This is a genomic window from Paracoccus sp. J55 (genome assembly GCF_000513975.1).
Classification (GTDB): Bacteria; Pseudomonadota; Alphaproteobacteria; order Rhodobacterales; family Rhodobacteraceae; genus Paracoccus.
On record NZ_AZVA01000011.1, the window covers coordinates 99722 to 114714 of the forward strand.

16 protein-coding genes and 1 tRNA gene are annotated in these 14993 nt (G+C 68.9%); 12 read left to right on the forward strand and 5 right to left on the reverse strand.

Translation table 11 applies throughout. The features are described from left to right. Window positions 1–59 precede the first annotated feature (59 nt). The gene (zapE, locus tag PARJ55_RS0112170; RefSeq protein WP_028713302.1) at window positions 60–1160 is read left to right on the forward strand and encodes a cell division protein ZapE; all 1101 of its coding nucleotides are present in this window, start codon (window positions 60–62) and stop codon (window positions 1158–1160) included. Between the two features lie 241 nt (window positions 1161–1401). On the opposite strand, the gene PARJ55_RS0112175 is transcribed toward zapE, so the two are convergent. Both PARJ55_RS0112175 and accD read right to left on the reverse strand, forming a co-directional pair. Continuing rightward, entirely contained in the window at window positions 1402–2670 is a 1269-nt protein-coding gene (locus PARJ55_RS0112175) for a folylpolyglutamate synthase/dihydrofolate synthase family protein (RefSeq protein WP_084637840.1), read from the reverse strand. A gap of 16 nt (window positions 2671–2686) precedes the next feature. Next, window positions 2687–3619, reverse strand: a complete 933-nt coding sequence (gene accD / locus PARJ55_RS0112180; protein WP_028713304.1) for an acetyl-CoA carboxylase, carboxyltransferase subunit beta — start codon at window positions 3617–3619, stop codon at window positions 2687–2689. Between the two features lie 112 nt (window positions 3620–3731). On the opposite strand from accD, the gene cls reads away from it, so the two are divergent. The 5 genes from cls to PARJ55_RS0112205 all read left to right on the forward strand — a co-directional run bounded on the left by cls (window position 3732) and on the right by PARJ55_RS0112205 (window position 8488). Continuing rightward, the gene (cls, locus tag PARJ55_RS0112185) at window positions 3732–5135 is read left to right on the forward strand and encodes a cardiolipin synthase (protein ID WP_232215698.1); all 1404 of its coding nucleotides are present in this window, start codon (window positions 3732–3734) and stop codon (window positions 5133–5135) included. Window positions 5136–5146: 11 nt separating this feature from the next. Beyond that, on the forward strand, window positions 5147–5470 hold the full coding sequence (locus PARJ55_RS0112190; protein ID WP_028713306.1) for a 4a-hydroxytetrahydrobiopterin dehydratase: 324 nt from the start codon (window positions 5147–5149) through the stop codon (window positions 5468–5470). A gap of 86 nt (window positions 5471–5556) precedes the next feature. Beyond that, on the forward strand, window positions 5557–7290 hold the full coding sequence (gene ilvD / locus PARJ55_RS0112195) for a dihydroxy-acid dehydratase (RefSeq protein ID WP_028713307.1): 1734 nt from the start codon (window positions 5557–5559) through the stop codon (window positions 7288–7290). A gap of 11 nt (window positions 7291–7301) precedes the next feature. After that, window positions 7302–8087 (forward strand): DUF6478 family protein, encoded by a 786-nt coding sequence (locus tag PARJ55_RS0112200; RefSeq protein WP_028713308.1) that lies wholly within the window; start codon window positions 7302–7304, stop codon window positions 8085–8087. A 14-nt stretch (window positions 8088–8101) separates the two neighbouring features. Further along, the gene (locus PARJ55_RS0112205) at window positions 8102–8488 is read left to right on the forward strand and encodes a hypothetical protein (protein ID WP_028713309.1); all 387 of its coding nucleotides are present in this window, start codon (window positions 8102–8104) and stop codon (window positions 8486–8488) included. A 33-nt stretch (window positions 8489–8521) separates the two neighbouring features. On the opposite strand, the gene PARJ55_RS0112210 is transcribed toward PARJ55_RS0112205, so the two are convergent. Together PARJ55_RS0112210 and PARJ55_RS0112215 are read right to left on the reverse strand one after the other, a co-directional pair. Continuing rightward, window positions 8522–9241 carry a GNAT family N-acetyltransferase gene (locus PARJ55_RS0112210; protein ID WP_028713310.1) on the reverse strand — a complete coding sequence of 240 codons (720 nt, stop codon included), beginning with the start codon at window positions 9239–9241 and terminating at the stop codon, window positions 8522–8524. Continuing rightward, window positions 9238–9978 carry a molybdopterin-binding protein gene (locus PARJ55_RS0112215; RefSeq protein WP_028713311.1) on the reverse strand — a complete coding sequence of 247 codons (741 nt, stop codon included), beginning with the start codon at window positions 9976–9978 and terminating at the stop codon, window positions 9238–9240. Before PARJ55_RS0112215 ends, PARJ55_RS0112210 begins: the two co-directional genes overlap by 4 nt. 115 nt (window positions 9979–10093) lie before the next feature. Between PARJ55_RS0112215 and map the strand changes: the two genes are divergently transcribed. Then, window positions 10094–10897 carry a type I methionyl aminopeptidase gene (gene map / locus PARJ55_RS0112220; protein WP_028713312.1) on the forward strand — a complete coding sequence of 268 codons (804 nt, stop codon included), beginning with the start codon at window positions 10094–10096 and terminating at the stop codon, window positions 10895–10897. Between the two features lie 170 nt (window positions 10898–11067). Here map and PARJ55_RS0112225 read toward each other — a convergent pair whose 3' ends face one another. Beyond that, the gene (locus PARJ55_RS0112225; RefSeq protein WP_028713313.1) at window positions 11068–12087 is read right to left on the reverse strand and encodes a LacI family DNA-binding transcriptional regulator; all 1020 of its coding nucleotides are present in this window, start codon (window positions 12085–12087) and stop codon (window positions 11068–11070) included. A gap of 97 nt (window positions 12088–12184) precedes the next feature. Here PARJ55_RS0112225 and PARJ55_RS0112230 point away from each other — a divergent pair. The 5 genes from PARJ55_RS0112230 to PARJ55_RS0112250 form a co-directional block, all read left to right on the forward strand. Further along, a tRNA-Arg gene (locus PARJ55_RS0112230) sits at window positions 12185–12261 on the forward strand. Window positions 12262–12681: 420 nt separating this feature from the next. Then, on the forward strand, window positions 12682–13146 hold the full coding sequence (locus PARJ55_RS0112235; RefSeq protein WP_028713314.1) for a hypothetical protein: 465 nt from the start codon (window positions 12682–12684) through the stop codon (window positions 13144–13146). A gap of 425 nt (window positions 13147–13571) precedes the next feature. Beyond that, window positions 13572–14048 (forward strand): Hsp20 family protein, encoded by a 477-nt coding sequence (locus tag PARJ55_RS0112240; RefSeq protein WP_028713315.1) that lies wholly within the window; start codon window positions 13572–13574, stop codon window positions 14046–14048. Window positions 14049–14131: 83 nt separating this feature from the next. Continuing rightward, window positions 14132–14635, forward strand: coding sequence for an Hsp20/alpha crystallin family protein (locus PARJ55_RS0112245; protein ID WP_028713316.1), 504 nt, complete (start codon window positions 14132–14134; stop codon window positions 14633–14635). 102 nt (window positions 14636–14737) lie between these two features. Continuing rightward, window positions 14738–14993: SPW repeat protein (locus tag PARJ55_RS0112250; protein WP_028713317.1), on the forward strand; the 256-nt coding region annotated here is incomplete at its 3' end.

A 14993-nucleotide genomic window follows, 5' to 3' on the forward strand; every position in this document is an offset into this window, starting at 1 on the left:
TCGACGGAAATCTCCGGCCGGCCCTTGCGGGCCGGTCCTTTCTTTGGCAGGGGGCGGATATGGCAAGCGTATCCGAACTCTACGAGGCCCGCGTGGCGACGGGCCGGCTGGCCCCCGATGCGGCGCAGCGCGGCGTGCTGCCGGTGCTGGACCGGCTGGTGCGGGACCTGACGGCCGCGCCCGCCGCGGCGCCGCAGAAAAAGGGCCTGCTGTCGCGGCTGCGCGGCGCCGCTCCGCCGCCGGCGCCGGCGGTCAGGGGCATCTATCTCTGGGGCGGCGTGGGCCGCGGCAAGTCCATGCTGATGGACTTGGTGATGGAGGCCGCGCCGGTCGCGGCCAAGCGTCGGGTGCATTTCCACGAATTCATGCAGGAGATCCAGGCGGCGCTGGAGGGGGTGCGCAAGACCGGCCAGCAGGACGCCGTGCGCCCGGTGGCGCTGGCGGTGGCGCAGCAGGCGCGGCTGCTCTGCTTCGACGAGATGCAGATCACCGACATCGCCGATGCGATGATCGTCGGCCGGCTGTTCCAGGTGCTGTTCGAGGAGGGGGTGACCGTCGTCACCACCTCGAACCGGGTGCCAGAGGATCTTTACAAGAACGGCCTCAACCGCCAGCTGTTCCTGCCCTTCATCGCGCTGATCCGCGCGAGGCTGGAGGTGGTCGAGCTGGCCAGCGCCACCGATCACCGCCAGAACCGCGACGAGGGCGGGCAGGTCTGGTTCATCCCCGCCGACACCGCGGCGCATGACCGGATGGACGCGCTGTGGCGGCAGGAAACCGCCGGCGCGGCGGCCCCGCCGCTGCTGCTGGAGGTCAAGGGCCGCGAGGTCGAGATCCCGCAGCATGCCGGCCGCATCGGGCGGGCAAGCTTCTGGGACCTTTGCGGCAAGCCGCTGGGACCGGCCGATTACCTGGCCATGGCCGAGGCGCTGGACCTGCTGTTCATCGACTCGATTCCGCGGCTGTCGCAGTCGAACTATAACGAAGCCAAGCGTTTCGTGACGCTGATCGACGCGCTTTACGAGGCGAAGGTGCGGCTGATCGCCAGCGCCGCGGACGAGCCCGAGCGGCTTTACGCCGAGGGCGAGGGCGCCTTCGAGTTCGAGCGCACCGCGAGCCGCCTGCGCGAGATGCGCGATGCCGGTTGGGGGCGGGCCTAGCGGCGTGATGCGCGGTCCAGGGGGGCTCCGCCCCCGGCCTTCGGCCTCCCCCGGGGTATTTGGAAAACAGAGAAGATGCCGTCCGTTGTCCGGGCCTCCGGGCTGGGCGTTTTTGACCGGGCCTGTTCGCCTTGGGCGGCGCCCCGGGCAAATCCCGGCTTTCTCCGTTTTCCAAATACCCCGGGGGAGTCCCGCAGGGACGGGGGCAGAGCCCCCGACCTCCGCCGAAGGTGGCGCCGGCCTAGCCGTTCTCGCGCAGCACCTGGCCGGCGAGGTAGAGCGAGCCGCAGATCAGGATGCGCGCGCCGGGCTGGTCCGCCGCCAGGCGCCGCACTGCCGCCAGCGCATCGGGCGCGGTCGTGGCGGCGAGCCCGACCGAGGCGGCGGCGGCGGCGGTGTCCTCGGCCGGCAGGGTGTTCGGCTCGCCCGGGATCGCCACGGCGGTCAGGCTTTGCGCCGCCTCGGCCAGCGGGCGCATGTAGCCCGCGACGTCCTTGGTGTTCAGCATGCCGCAGACCAGATGCGTGGGCTTCTTCGCCATGGCCGCGAGGGTCGCCGCCACCGCCTCGCCGCCCGCCGGGTTGTGACCGCCGTCGAGCCAGAGTTCACAGCCTTCTGCCGCCTCGACCAGCGGGCCGCGGCTCAGGCGCTGCATGCGGGCCGGCCATTCCGCCTCGGTCACGGCGGCGCGGGCCTCGATGCGGCCGAAGCCCAGTTCGCGCAGCGCGGCGATGGCGGTGCCGGCATTCACGATCTGATGCGGGCCGGGCAGGGCGGGCAGCGGCAGGTCCATCAGCCCGTGCTCGTCCTGATAGATCAGCGCGTCGCCCTCGCGCCGGCTGTCCCAGTCCTGGCGGGCGATGCGCAGCGGCGCGAAGAGCCGCTCGGCCTTCTGCTCGATCGCCTCGCGGGCGACGGCCTCCTGCGGGCCGACGATGCAGGGCACGCGGCGCTTGAGGATGCCGGCCTTTTCGCCGGCGATCTCGGCCAGCGTTTCGCCCAGATATTGCGTGTGGTCGATGCTGATCGGGGTGATGACGGTCAGCAGCGGGTCGTCGATCACATTGGTTGCGTCCAGCCGGCCGCCGAGGCCGACCTCCAGCAGCGTGTAGTCGGCGGGCGTGCGCGAGAAGGCGAGGAAGGCCGCCGCCGTGGTGATCTCGAAGAAGGTGATCGGCGCGCCGGCATTCGCGGCCTCGCATTCCTCCAGCGCGGCGGCCAGGTCCGCCTCGGGGATCAGCTCGCCCGCCAGGCGGATGCGTTCGTGGAACTGCGCCAGATGCGGCGAGGTATAGGCATGGACCCGCAGGCCCGCCGATTCCAGCCCGGCGCGGATCATCGCCTGGGTCGAGCCCTTGCCATTGGTGCCGGCGATGTGGATCGCCGGCGGGATGCGGCGTTCCGGGTGGCCGAGCGCGGCCAGGATGCGGTGCATCCGGTCCAGCGACAGGTCGATGACCTTGGGATGCAGCTGCATGAGCCGCGCGAGAATGGCGTCGGAGGAGGTCATCGCGATGTCGTCCGGCTCAGGCGGAGGCGCTGTCGGCGGCGGCTTCGGCGCGCGGCGGGGCGATGTTGCCAGGCGCGGGCAGATCGCCCACCACCGGCGCGGGCAAGCCGCCCAGCATGCGCAGGATCGAGATCAGCTCCTCGCGCAGCTTCTTGCGATGCGTCACCCGGTCCAGCATGCCGTGTTCCAGCAGGTATTCGGCGCGCTGGAAGCCCTCGGGCAGCTTTTCGCGGATGGTCTGCTCGATCACCCGCGGGCCGGCGAAGCAGATCAGCGCGTTCGGTTCCGATATCTGGATGTCGCCCAGCATGGCGTAGCTGGCGGTGACGCCGCCGGTCGTCGGATGGGTCAGCACGACGATATAGGGCAGCCGCGCCTCTTTCAGCATCTCGACGGCGACGGTGGTGCGCGGCATCTGCATCAGCGACAGGATGCCCTCTTGCATGCGCGCGCCGCCGGCGGCCGAGAACAGCACCAGCGGCCGCTTCAGCTTCACCGCGCGCTCGGCCGCGGCGATGATGGCGTTGCCGACATACATGCCCATCGAGCCGCCCATGAACGAGAAGTCCTGCGCGGCGGCGACGATGGGGGTGCGGCCCATCTCGCCCTCGGCGACCAGCATCGCCTCTTTCTCGCCGGTGGATTTCTGCGCCGCCTTCATGCGGTCGGGGTATTTCTTCTGGTCGCGGAAGCCCAGCGGGTCGGCGACCGGCTCGGGCACCTTCACCTCGTTGAAGACGCCGCCGTCGAACAACGCCGCAAAGCGCAGCCGGGGCGAGATCGCCAGGTGATGGTCGCAATTCGTGCAGACGTTCAGGTTGTCCGACAGTTCGCGGTGGAACAGCATGGTCCCGCATTCCGGGCATTTGGTCCACAGGTTCTCGGGCACCTCGCGGCGCGAGAACAGCGAATTGATGCGCGGACGGACATAATTGGTGATCCAGTTCATCGGCGGGCCCCTGCGCTCTGTTCAGGGGCTCAGATATGCAAAGCGGTGCCGAATTGCAATTCCGCGCTGTCCGGGCTTTCATGGCGGCATGTGGACCGAAGCCCTTGTGTTCATGCATTACGCAGCCGCGCTGGCCGTTTCGGTGCGCGTGCTGCTGCGTCCGCGACTGGAGCCGACGGTCCGGCTGTCATGGATCCTGGTGATCGAACTGGTGCCGCTGGTCGGCATCCTGGCCTATGTGCTGTTCGGCGAGATCCGCATGCGCAGCGCCGAGGTCGAGACCATGGCCAATGTGCGCTCGCACCTGTCGGGCCTGTGGCAGCCCAGCCCCGAAGAGCTGAAGGTCCTGCCCGATTTCGCCGCCCCCGTGATCAAGGCGAATCACGCCACGACCGGCTTTGCCGCCGTCGCCGGCAACCGCGCCGCGCTGCTGCCCGAGGACGACAGCGCCATCGCCGCGCTGGTCGAGGCCATCGACGGCGCGACCGAGCATGTGCACATGCTGTTCTATATCTGGCTGGACGACCCTTCGGGCCGCGCGGTGGCCGAAGCGGCGATCCGCGCTGCCGGGCGCGGCGTCAAGGTGCGGGCGATCATCGACGCCTTCGGCTCGCGCGCCTTCGGCCGTTCGGAATCCTGGGCGCGGATGAAGGCGGCGGGGGTGGAATGCGTCGAGGCGCTGCCGCTGAGCATCCCGGTGATCGGCGGCCTCTTCCAGCGCATGGACCTGCGCAACCACCGCAAGATCGTGGTGATCGACCATGTGCTGGGCTTTACCGGCAGCCGCAACTGCTCGGACCGGGCCTTCGCCATCAAGCCGCGCTACGCGCCCTGGATCGACGTGTTCCTGGCCATCGAGGGGCCGGTGGTGCGGCAGATGCAGGCGGTCTTCCTGCAGGACTGGATGAGCTATACCGGCGAGGACCTGGGCGAGATGCTGCGCATGACCCGCCCGGTCACCGCGCCGGGCGAGGTGGCGCAGGTCGTCGCCACCGGCCCGGACGAACGCCAGGGCTCGCTGTCGGACTGCATGGCGACGATGATCCATGCGGCGCGCGAGCGGCTGGTGATCACCACGCCCTATTACGTGCCCGACGCCTCGCTCGATTCGGCGATCCGCACGGCGGCGCGGCGCGGCGTGGACGTGACGGTGATCCTGCCCGAGCGCAACGATTCGCTGGTGGTGCAGGCCACCTCCGAGGGGTTCTATTACGGGCTGGTCTCGGCCGGGGTGAAGCTTATGCTGTTCCGCGACGGGCTTCTGCATTCCAAGATCATCAGCGTCGACGGGCGCATGGCGATGCTGGGCAGCGCCAACATGGACCGCCGCAGCTTCGAGCTGAATTACGAGATGAACATGCTGTTCCTGGGCGGCGACGTCACCGAACGGCTGGACGAGCGCCAGCAGAGCTATGTCGAGCGCGCCCGCCCGCTGAGGCTGGATGAGATCCGCGGCTGGTCGGTCTGGCGGCGGCTGCGCAACAATCTTCTGGCGCTGGCGGCGCCGATCCTGTGACGGAGGAGACGATGACCGGACTGGACAAGGAAAAGATCGTGGACGGTGCGCCGGCGCTGGCCGGGGACGAGTTGCGCGCGGCCTTGGCCGGCCTGCCGGAATGGCGGCTGGCCGAGGACGGCAAGGCGATCCGCCGCGAATGGCGCTTCAAGAGCTTCAAGCGTGCCGCGCAGCTGGCCAACCTGGCCGCCTGGCAGGCCGAGGCGGCCAATCACCATCCCGACATCGCCTTCGGCTGGGGCTTCGCCAGCGTCACCTATTCCACCCATTCGGCGGGCGGCGTGACGCGGAACGACCTGATCATGGCCGCGCGGCTGGACGCGGCGGCGGGCTGACGGCCGCGCCGCCGGCCTCGCGGGCCAGAGCCTCTTGCCCCGGCGGCAGGCTGGGCCTATCCAGAATCCAGCCAGAGGATGCCGCCATGAAAAACACCCGCTTCGACAAGTCGTCTCTGCCGAGCCGCCATGTCACCGAAGGGCCGTCCCGCGCGCCGCAGCGCAGCTTCTTCTATGCCATGGGCATCACCGAGGAGGAGATCCATTCCCCCTGGGTCGGCGTCGCCACCTGCTGGAACGAGGCGGCGCCCTGCAACATCGCGCTGAACCGGCAGGCGCAATCGGTCAAGCAGGGCGTCAAGAAGGGCGGCGGCTGCCCGCGCGAATTCACCACCATCACCGTCACCGACGGCATCGCCATGGGGCATGAGGGGATGCGTGCCAGCCTCGCCAGCCGCGACGCCATCGCCGACACGGTCGAGCTGACCATGCGCGGCCATTGCTATGACGCGCTGGTGGGGCTGGCCGGCTGCGACAAGTCGCTGCCGGGCATGATGATGGCCATGGTGCGGCTGAACGTGCCCAGCGTCTTCATCTATGGCGGCTCGATCCTGCCCGGTCGCTTCCACGACCGCGACGTGGTGGTGCAGGACGTGTTCGAGGCGGTGGGCCAGCACGCCGCCGGCAACCTGCCCGATGCCGAGCTGGAGCTGCTGGAGCGCGTCGCCTGCCCCTCGGCCGGGGCCTGCGGCGGGCAGTATACCGCCAACACCATGGCCTGCGTCAGCGAGGCGATCGGGCTGGCGCTGCTGAACAGCTCGGGCGCGCCGGCGCCCTACGAATCGCGCGACCAGTACGGGCTCGCCTCGGGCGAGGCGGTGATGGCGCTGATCGAGAAGAACATCCGCGCCCGCGACGTGGTGACCCGCAAGGCGCTTGAGAACGCGGCGCGGGTGGTGGCCTGCACCGGCGGCTCGACCAATGCCGGGCTGCACCTGCCGGCCATCGCGCATGAGGCCGGGATCGAATTCGACCTGTTCGACGTCTGCGACATCTTCCGCGACACGCCCTATTTCGTGAACCTGCGCCCCGGCGGCGATTACGTCGCCAAGGACCTGTTCGACGCGGGCGGCGTCCCCGTGGTGCTGCGCGAGCTGCGCAAGGCCGGGCTGATCCACGAGGATTGCCTGACCGCCTCGGGCCGCAGCATGGGCGAGGAGCTGGACCTGATCGCGCGCGAGGCGGACGGCAAGGTCATCCACCCGGTGACGGCGCCGCTGTCCCGCACCGGCGGCGTGGTCGGGCTGCGCGGCAACCTCGCCCCCGACGGCGCCATCGTGAAGGTCGCGGGCATGGCGCCCGAGGACCAGGTCTTCACCGGCCCGGCCCGGGTCTTCGACTGCGAGGAGGACGCCTTCGAGGCGGTGATGCGCCGCGACTATGCCGAGGGCTGCGTGATCGTCATCCGCAACGAGGGCCCGGCCGGCGGTCCCGGCATGCGCGAGATGCTGGCGACCACGGCGGCGCTGTCGGGGCAGGGCATGGGCAAGAAGGTGGCGCTGATCACCGACGGGCGGTTTTCCGGCGCCACGCGCGGCTTCTGCGTCGGCCATGTCGGCCCCGAGGCGGCGCATGGCGGCCCCATCGCCCTGTTGCGCGACGGCGACATCATCACCATCGACGCGATCCGGGGCGAGATCTCGGTGGCGCTGTCCGACGAGGAACTGGCGCGGCGCCGCGCGGAATGGCCGGGACCGCGCAAGACGGATTATGCTTCGGGCGCGCTGTGGAAATACGCCCAGCTCGTCGGCAAGGCCCGCTACGGCGCCGTCACCCATCCCGGCGCGGCGGCGGAAACCCATGTCTACATGGATCAGTGACAGGCGGACGCATGGCAATACGCCCTCGCAAATGGCTTGAGCGCAAGACCCGGGAACGGGCGCTGCGGCAATGGACCCGACTGGCCGAGGGGGTCGAGACCCTGGGCCCCGCCCGCCTGCGCCACCTGCGCGAGGAGGCGCTGGACCTGCGCGGCAGTCTCGACCGCTTCCTGATCCGGGCCGACCGCCGCGCGGCGCGCTCGCGCGCGGCGCTGGACGCGCTGCACCTGCCGGGCGGCACCGACTGGCGCTGGCGGCCGGGCTTCCTGGCCGGCCAGGTCTCGCCCCGCGGCGTCGCCGGGCCCGAGAATGGCGGCCGGCTGGGCGACGGCGCGGCGGTCTGGCACGATTGTCCCGAACGCGCGCTGATCCTGGAGCAGCTGGCCAATACCGGCGCCACCGACCTGTCGCCCTTCGGCATCAGGCTCGAGGTCTTCGGCTTTGCCGGCAGCTTCCTGTCGCTGTCGATCGATCTGCCGACCAGCGCGCTGCAGGGCCTGACCCGCAGCCATATCCTGCGGCTGGAGACCGGCATCATGGCCGAGCGGGCGATCAACGTCTATGCGCGGCTGAACATCGGCCACGGGCCGAATATCGACGAGGTCACGCTGCAGCTGCACAGCTTCGAGCCGGGGCATTACAGCCAGCAGGTGGCCGAGTTCGACCTGGCCTATACCCAGATGAACGAGAAGCGGCTGGAAAAGATCTGGCTGGACCTGATCTTCGAATCGCCCCGCATGAACGCGGTCGAGATCCGCGAGCTGTTCTTCTCGCGCCATCTGCGGGCCGAGTTCTGACCAAGGAATGTCCCATGAACGAGTTTGAATCCCTGGGGTTGAAAAGCGGCATCTGGCAGGGCGTGATCCATCGCGACGCCCCGCCGGGCCGGCTGGTGCTGGTGCATATGGGCAGCCGCGTGGCCGAGGCCCGCGTCACCGCCGAGGCCGAAGGCTGCTGGCGCGTCGCCGCCGCCATCCCGGCCGAGCGGCTGTCGGACGGGGTGCAGAGCTTCCTGCTGCTCGAGGATCAGGGAAGCGAGGGCGAGCCGCCCCAGCCCGGCGCCCTGCATCTGGGCAGCCTGACGCTGGTCGCGGGCGAGCTGCTGGATGCCGACCTGCTGGCCGAGCTGGGCCTGATGCGCAGCGAGCTGGAACTGCTCAAGAAAGAGCTGCGCCGGCTGGCCTCGGAACCGGCCTGAACGGGGCCGCGGCCAGACCCCGCGCGGCCCGGCTCAGTCCTTGCTCCAATAGCCATAGCCGCCCAGCTCGGCGAAGCCCAGCCGGTCATAGACCGCCAGCGCGCCGGCATTGTCGCGGCTGACCGCCAGCGCCAGGCGGGTCGCGCCCTGCGCCTCGGCCCAGGACGCCGCCATGCGGATCAGCCAGCCCGCCACGCCCATCCGGCGCAGCGCCGGCACCACCTCGATGGCATGGACCATGGCGACCGGCCCGTCCAGCGCCACGAAGGCGGCCCCGGCGGCGCGGTCCTGCACCCGTCCCAGCAGCGCGGTCTTGGGCAGGGCGACGCGCTCCATCACCGCCTGCCGGGCGGCGGTGACGTTGCCGTCGCTCCAGATGTCGCGCTGCATGGCGAGCGGCGGCCAGATCTCGAAACTGGACAGCGGCGGCACCGGCCGGGCGGTCAGCGCCGCGCAATCGGCGGCCAGGATCGCGGTCGGCGTGCCGTGGCGATAGCCCCGCGCCGCCAGCGCTTGCGCCAGGGCCGCGTCGCTGTCGGCGACGCGGAACATCGGCCGCTCGTCCCAGCCGCGCTGGATGGCCTCGGCGCGGGGGATGTCGGCCGGGTCCCAGTCCGGCCGCGCGGCCCGGGCCGAGCTGACGCGGCCGCCGCCGCCCCGGCCGCGTCCGACCAGAAAGCCGCCCGCCCCGGCATATTCGGCCGCGGGCCAGGTGCTCTCGAAGGCGCGGGCGATATCGGGATCGGCAATCACATCGCAAGCCTTTCGCGCAGGGCGGTCATGGCGTCGGTGACGCGCTGGCCGTCCAGGCCGCGGATCACCAGGCTGGTGCCGTAGCGCTGGCCGCGCTGGAACGGATAGGAGCCCAGCGACAGGTCCGGGAAGTCGTCGGCCACCGCCCGCAGCTCGTCGGCCACGTCGGATTCCGGGCGCAGCACCTCCAGCGCCTCGCTGACCGAGGGCCGTCCGGTCGGCAGCTCCGGCACCACGGCCTCGACCATGGCGCGGAACACCTCGGGCACGCCGGCCATGACATAGGTGTTGCCGATATGGAAACCCGGCGCGGCGGAATAGGAATTCGGGATCAGCCGCGCCCCCAGCGGGATGCGGGCCATGCGCAGCCGGTTGCCGGTGACCTCGACGCCGCGCGCCTGCCAGCGTTCGACCATGACGCGCCGGGCCTCCTCGTTGATCTCGATGCCGGTGCCGAAGGCCGCGGCCACGGCATCGGCGGTGATGTCGTCATGCGTCGGCCCGATGCCGCCCGAGGTGAACAGCAGGTCCCAGGCGCCGCCCAGCGAGCCGTCCAGCGCCCGGATCGCGGCGACGATCTGGTTGTGGTCGTCGCCGACGATGCGCATCTCGCGCAGGTCGACGCCGATGCTGTTCAGGACCTGCGACAGGTAATGCGCATTGCCCTCGCGGGTGCGGCCGGACAGGATCTCGTCCCCGATGACAAGAATGGCGGCGGTGGGATTGTCGGACTGCATCGGCGCGCTGCTCCTGGCGATCTGGCTCTCTCGGGGAAATGTATAGGTCGGCGCGCAGGGCTGGAACAAGTGGCGCCTTGGGTCTATCTGTGAGGCAGGAGATCACGAGGACGACATGAACGACGCACGCCAGACCCGCGAGGGCATCCGCATCCACGAACCGCAGGACTTCCAGGGCATGCGTGCGGCCGGGCTGATCGCGGCGCAGATCCTGGACGAGGTCGGCCCGCTGGTGCGGCCCGGCGCCACCACCGGCGCGCTTGACGATTTCATCCGGGACCGGGTCGGGGAACTGGGCGCCACCAGCGCCACGATCGGCTATCGCGGCTACCAGCATGCCAGCTGCATCAGCGTGAACCACGTCGTCTGCCACGGCATTCCCGGCGACAAGATCCTGGCCGAGGGCGACATCCTGAACATCGACGTGACGGTGATCGTGGACGGCTGGTATGGCGACAGCTCGCGCATGTATGTGGCGGGCAAGCCCAGCGTCAAGGCGCGGCGGCTGATCCAGGTCACCCATGACGCGCTGATGCGCGGCATCGAGGCCGTCCGCCCCGGCGCCACCTTCGGCGATATCGGCTGGGCGATCCAGTCCTATGTCGAATCGAACCGCATGTCGGTGGTGCGCGACTTCTGCGGCCACGGCCTCGGCCGCAGCTTCCACGCGCCGCCGAACGTCCTGCATTTCGGCCGCCCCGGCAAGGGTCCGGTGCTGGAGGAGGGCATGTTCTTCACCATCGAGCCCATGGTGAACCTGGGCCGTCCCGAGACCAAGATCCTTGCCGACGACTGGACGGCCGTCACCCGCGACAAGTCGCTCTCGGCCCAGTTCGAGCATTCGATCGGCGTCACCGCCGACGGCTGCGAAATCTTCACGCCTTCGCCCAAGGGCCTGTTCTTCCCCGATCTGGGCTGACCGCCGGCCCGGCTTCTTCGTTCCGGAAATACCCATGCGCCCGCGCAACCGTCGCTGCCGTATGGGTATTTGTGCAACAGAGAGAGCGCAGGCCGGCGCGCGAAGGCTGGCTGCGGCGCCTGTTTCCCCGTTCGAGAAATGCCCGCGCATCGCCGCCCGCCGGCGCGGCGTCAATGCTTGCGGATCGTTTCGCCCGGCATGATGGTCGGGGCCAGGGCGATGATGCCGTTCTCGGGGCGCGGCTCCTTGCCGGCGACGATGCGGGCCGCACGCCGGCCGATATCGATGCGCCGCGCGTCCGTGGTGGTCAGCCGCATCGGCAGCCCGTCCAGCAGCTCGACGCCGTTGAAGCCCGCAAGCCCCAGCCTGCCGGGGATGTCATAGCCCTTTTCCATGCACCACAGAAGCCCGCCGGCCCCGATCATGTCATTGGAGAAATACAGGAAATCCAGATCCGGCTCGCGCGTCAGGATGCGCTCGGTCAGCTCGCGGCCCTTGTGCAGCGACGAGCCGCCCTGGTAATATTCCCGCGCCGCCAGCTGCACGCCATATTCGCCCAGCCGTTCCTCGAAACCGGCCAGCCGCTTGCGGGCGCGATGGTCCTCGGGCATGTGCGTGCCGATGAAGCCGATGCGGCGATAGCCGGCGGCCAGGATCTCGTCCGCCATCTCGGCCCCGGCGCGGCGATGGCTGATGCCGACGGCGGTGTCGATGGGCGCGCCGTCCACGTCCATGATCTCGACCACCGGCAGTCCGGCATTGTCCAGCATGGCCCGCGCGGCCTTGCTGTGCTCGAGCCCGGCGAGGATCACCCCCGAGGGCCGCCAGCTGAGCATGTCGTAAAGCACCGCATCCTCGCGCGAGGGGCTGTAATTCGTCACCCCCACCACCGGCTGCAGCCCGGTATCGTCGAGCTCGGCCGAGATGCCGCCCAGCACGTCGGGAAAGACCATGTTCGAGAGCGAGGGGATGACCACCGCGACCAGGTTCACGCGCTGGCTGGCCAGTCCGCCGGCGATCTTGTTCGGGACATAGCCGAGGGTGCGGGCGGCGGTCAGCACCTTCTCGCGCGTCGCGGCCGAGACGTCGCCGCGGTTGCGCAGCACGCGGCTGACGGTCATTTCCGACACGCCCGAGGCTTCGGACACATCGCGCAATGTCAGGGGGCGGCGGGATCTTTTCGTGTTCATCGCAACTACCGGGACGCAATCATGTTATCGTTATCGTTTCCGTCCGGTCGCGGCAAGCTTGCCATTTTCCTGATCAGAGGGCAAAAGAGGCCAGAACGGCCCCGTGGCTCAACTGGATAGAGCAGCCCCCTCCTAAGGGGCAGGTTGCAGGTTCAAATCCTGCCGGGGTCACCATCGCCTTGTTTTGGCGCTGATAACTCGCGTTATTTTCCTCCTTTCTGGAACTTGATCTCGGAAGTTGGAACTTTCTGTTCCCATCCGTCTGCGACAACGCGGTTTATTTCCGGGACCAGGCCCCGTTGAGGGTCATCTGGCGTCATCAACAGGTTGCTCAACGGAAAGCTTTCCTGACTGTCCCGAAAGCATGTCGGGCGTCTGCAATCAAGGGCCCCGAGCTCGATAGGCCGACGACCACTCGCGGTCCTTGTCAGCCACAAGCACCGTCGACGCCGCCTGCTGCCGATATCATGAGGATTGCGCGCAATATCCTGTGATTTCAGCGAGGTCGGATCGGTGCAGGGGCTTGACCTGAGACGGGGCTGGGCCAAACTTTCCTTATGAAAGGGTTTCGTTCAGACTGATGCCGAGGGTTTTATGACGGACACATATCTCTCTGCCGCCCGCGATCTGGTGATCGAGGGGATGCGCGAAAGCCAGGTCGCCCTGTCGTCCGAGCTCGAGTTTCATCTTGCCTCGACGCTGGCGCGCTACATGCACCGTCCCATCGCGCCCGACCGGCTGACGGTGCGGCTGATGGATGCGGCGCAGAGGCAGGCGGGAAAGGGCGAGTCGCGCCAGATCGGGGACGAATGCCTGATCTCTTGCGCCTTCTTCGCGGCGCGGCTGACGCGGCGGGGCGGCACCATCGTCCATTACGCGGGGCTGGGCCAAAGCGCCTATGAGATCGCCGGGATGCCAGATGTCGCCCATGGCTTTCCCGACATGCTTGATGTGCTGCAGGCCAGCAGCCCGCATGTCGAGGAGCGGCCTTTGCCGTCCAGGGATGGCGAGGCGGAAGAGCCGAGGATCCTGCTGCTCTCGCCGAGGTTCAGGCACTGATCCCGACTTGTTCCCGGCGGTCCGGCCCGGCTGCCTCAAGGATGGCCACCCTTCGTCCGGCGACGCGGCTGACAGGGGATGCCCCGCACCGATCATGGCCTTGTCGGCATGGCGCCAGCCCCATGCCAGCTCCTCGACCCTCGCCTGTTCCAGGCGATCAGCGGCTCACCGGCGGCTGCCGGAACCGGCCTGATATCCGAGTCGCATGGCGGTTCTCCGGGCCCGCATCAGCCAGCCAGACAGGGGCTTTCCGGGCGCACGAAAGAGGCCGCATTCGCGGCGCTTTCATCCCCTTGAACCGCCATTTCCTCGCCCTAAATCGTGGATCGCCGGAAGCCTCGAACGGGGCCGGCATGCCGGGGCGGATGCAACGGCACCGCACGGCGAAAGACTTGTATCCATGTTGCTCAACGGAGGATGTGGCTATGAGAACCACTTTCGATTTTTCCCCTCTCTACCGGTCGAGCATCGGTTTCGACCGGATGCTGAACGCGCTGGAAGCGGCAAGCCGGGTCGAGACGGTCGACAACTGGCCGCCCTATGACATCGCCAGGACCGGCGAGGACGATTATCGCATCACCATGGCGGTGGCGGGCTTCTCGCCCGACGAGCTGGCCATCACGCAGGAACGGACCGTTCTGACGGTGACCGGCCGCAAGGCTGGCGAGGACAAGGGCGAGTATCTGCATCGCGGCATTGCCGAGCGGAGCTTCCGCCGGCGCTTCCAACTCGCCGATCATGTGAAGGTGACCGGCGCCGAGCTGCTGAACGGGCTGCTGACGATCGAGCTGCGGCACGAGATCCCCGAAGAGATGAAGCCGCGCCGGATCGAGATCGCCCCGGCCAAGGCCCTGCCCAAATCCCAGCCGCAGCAGGTCGAGACCGGCAAGCAGGCCGCCTGAGGCCCTGTCACCGCACGATCCCTGCCGGCCGCCGGGCAGCGCCCGGCGTCTCCGGCAACCTGTTGCCATGAAGGAGGAAAATCATGAATGTCCGAGATCTGATCCCCTGGAACCGCAATGGCGGCAACCAGCTTCCCACCGCCTTCCGCGACGGCGACCGCGATCCCTTCCTGTCGCTGCATCGCGAGGTGAACCGGCTGTTCGACGACGTCTTCCGCGGCTTCAGCCTGCCCGCGGTCGGCACGGTCCCTGCCTTTGGCGGCGGCTGGCCGAGCGTCGAGATCTCCGACAACGAGAAGGAGATCAGGGTGACGGCCGAGGTGCCGGGCCTTGAGGAGAAGGACATCGAAGTCCTGCTGGATGACGGCGTGCTGACGCTGAAGGGCGAGAAACGCTCGGAGGTCGAGGATAAGGACCGGCAATTCTCGGAACGCTTTTACGGCCGTTTCGAGCGCCGTATCCCGCTGGGCGCCGAGATCCGCGAGGACGAGGTCGATGCGCATTTCAGGAACGGCGTGCTGACCGTGACCCTGCCCAAGACGGAAAAGGCGCAGTCGCAGGTCAAGCGCATCGCCATCAAGGGCTGAGCCATCGCGGCGGCGACAACCGCCGCCGCCGCATCCAGCCTTCCCCCGCAGGGGAAGGTCCATTGACGGGATCACCAAGCAACCGACAAGGAGGAGTGAACGATGCTGAAATCCCTGTCTCTTGATCGCCGGACGGCATTCGACATCGCCAATGTCGTTGCCAGTCTCGGTCTTCTGCTGTCGCCCTGGTATCTCGGCTTCGCGGCCGAGACCGCCGCGGCGTGGAACGCCTGGCTCGTCGGGGCCGCGATGACGCTGATCGCGCTGGCCGCGCTCTTCGCGTTCCACAGGCTTGAGGAATGGGCCAATGTCGCCCTTGGCCTCTGGGCGGTGATCGCGCCCTGGGTCCTGGGCTTCG

Coding starts and splice junctions, on each gene's coding strand:
- PARJ55_RS0112245 (WP_028713316.1), top strand. CDS start 14,132: ATGAATGTCCGAGATCTGATCCCCTGGAACCGCAATGGCGGCAACCAG.
- PARJ55_RS0112175 (WP_084637840.1), bottom strand. CDS start 2,670: ATGACCTCCTCCGACGCCATTCTCGCGCGGCTCATGCAGCTGCATCCC.
- accD (WP_028713304.1), bottom strand. CDS start 3,619: ATGAACTGGATCACCAATTATGTCCGTCCGCGCATCAATTCGCTGTTC.
- zapE (WP_028713302.1), top strand. CDS start 60: ATGGCAAGCGTATCCGAACTCTACGAGGCCCGCGTGGCGACGGGCCGG.
- PARJ55_RS0112240 (WP_028713315.1), top strand. CDS start 13,572: ATGAGAACCACTTTCGATTTTTCCCCTCTCTACCGGTCGAGCATCGGT.
- map (WP_028713312.1), top strand. CDS start 10,094: ATGAACGACGCACGCCAGACCCGCGAGGGCATCCGCATCCACGAACCG.
- PARJ55_RS0112215 (WP_028713311.1), bottom strand. CDS start 9,978: ATGCAGTCCGACAATCCCACCGCCGCCATTCTTGTCATCGGGGACGAG.
- cls (WP_232215698.1), top strand. CDS start 3,732: ATGCATTACGCAGCCGCGCTGGCCGTTTCGGTGCGCGTGCTGCTGCGT.
- PARJ55_RS0112205 (WP_028713309.1), top strand. CDS start 8,102: ATGAACGAGTTTGAATCCCTGGGGTTGAAAAGCGGCATCTGGCAGGGC.
- PARJ55_RS0112190 (WP_028713306.1), top strand. CDS start 5,147: ATGACCGGACTGGACAAGGAAAAGATCGTGGACGGTGCGCCGGCGCTG.
- PARJ55_RS0112235 (WP_028713314.1), top strand. CDS start 12,682: ATGACGGACACATATCTCTCTGCCGCCCGCGATCTGGTGATCGAGGGG.
- PARJ55_RS0112225 (WP_028713313.1), bottom strand. CDS start 12,087: ATGAACACGAAAAGATCCCGCCGCCCCCTGACATTGCGCGATGTGTCC.
- ilvD (WP_028713307.1), top strand. CDS start 5,557: ATGAAAAACACCCGCTTCGACAAGTCGTCTCTGCCGAGCCGCCATGTC.
- PARJ55_RS0112200 (WP_028713308.1), top strand. CDS start 7,302: ATGGCAATACGCCCTCGCAAATGGCTTGAGCGCAAGACCCGGGAACGG.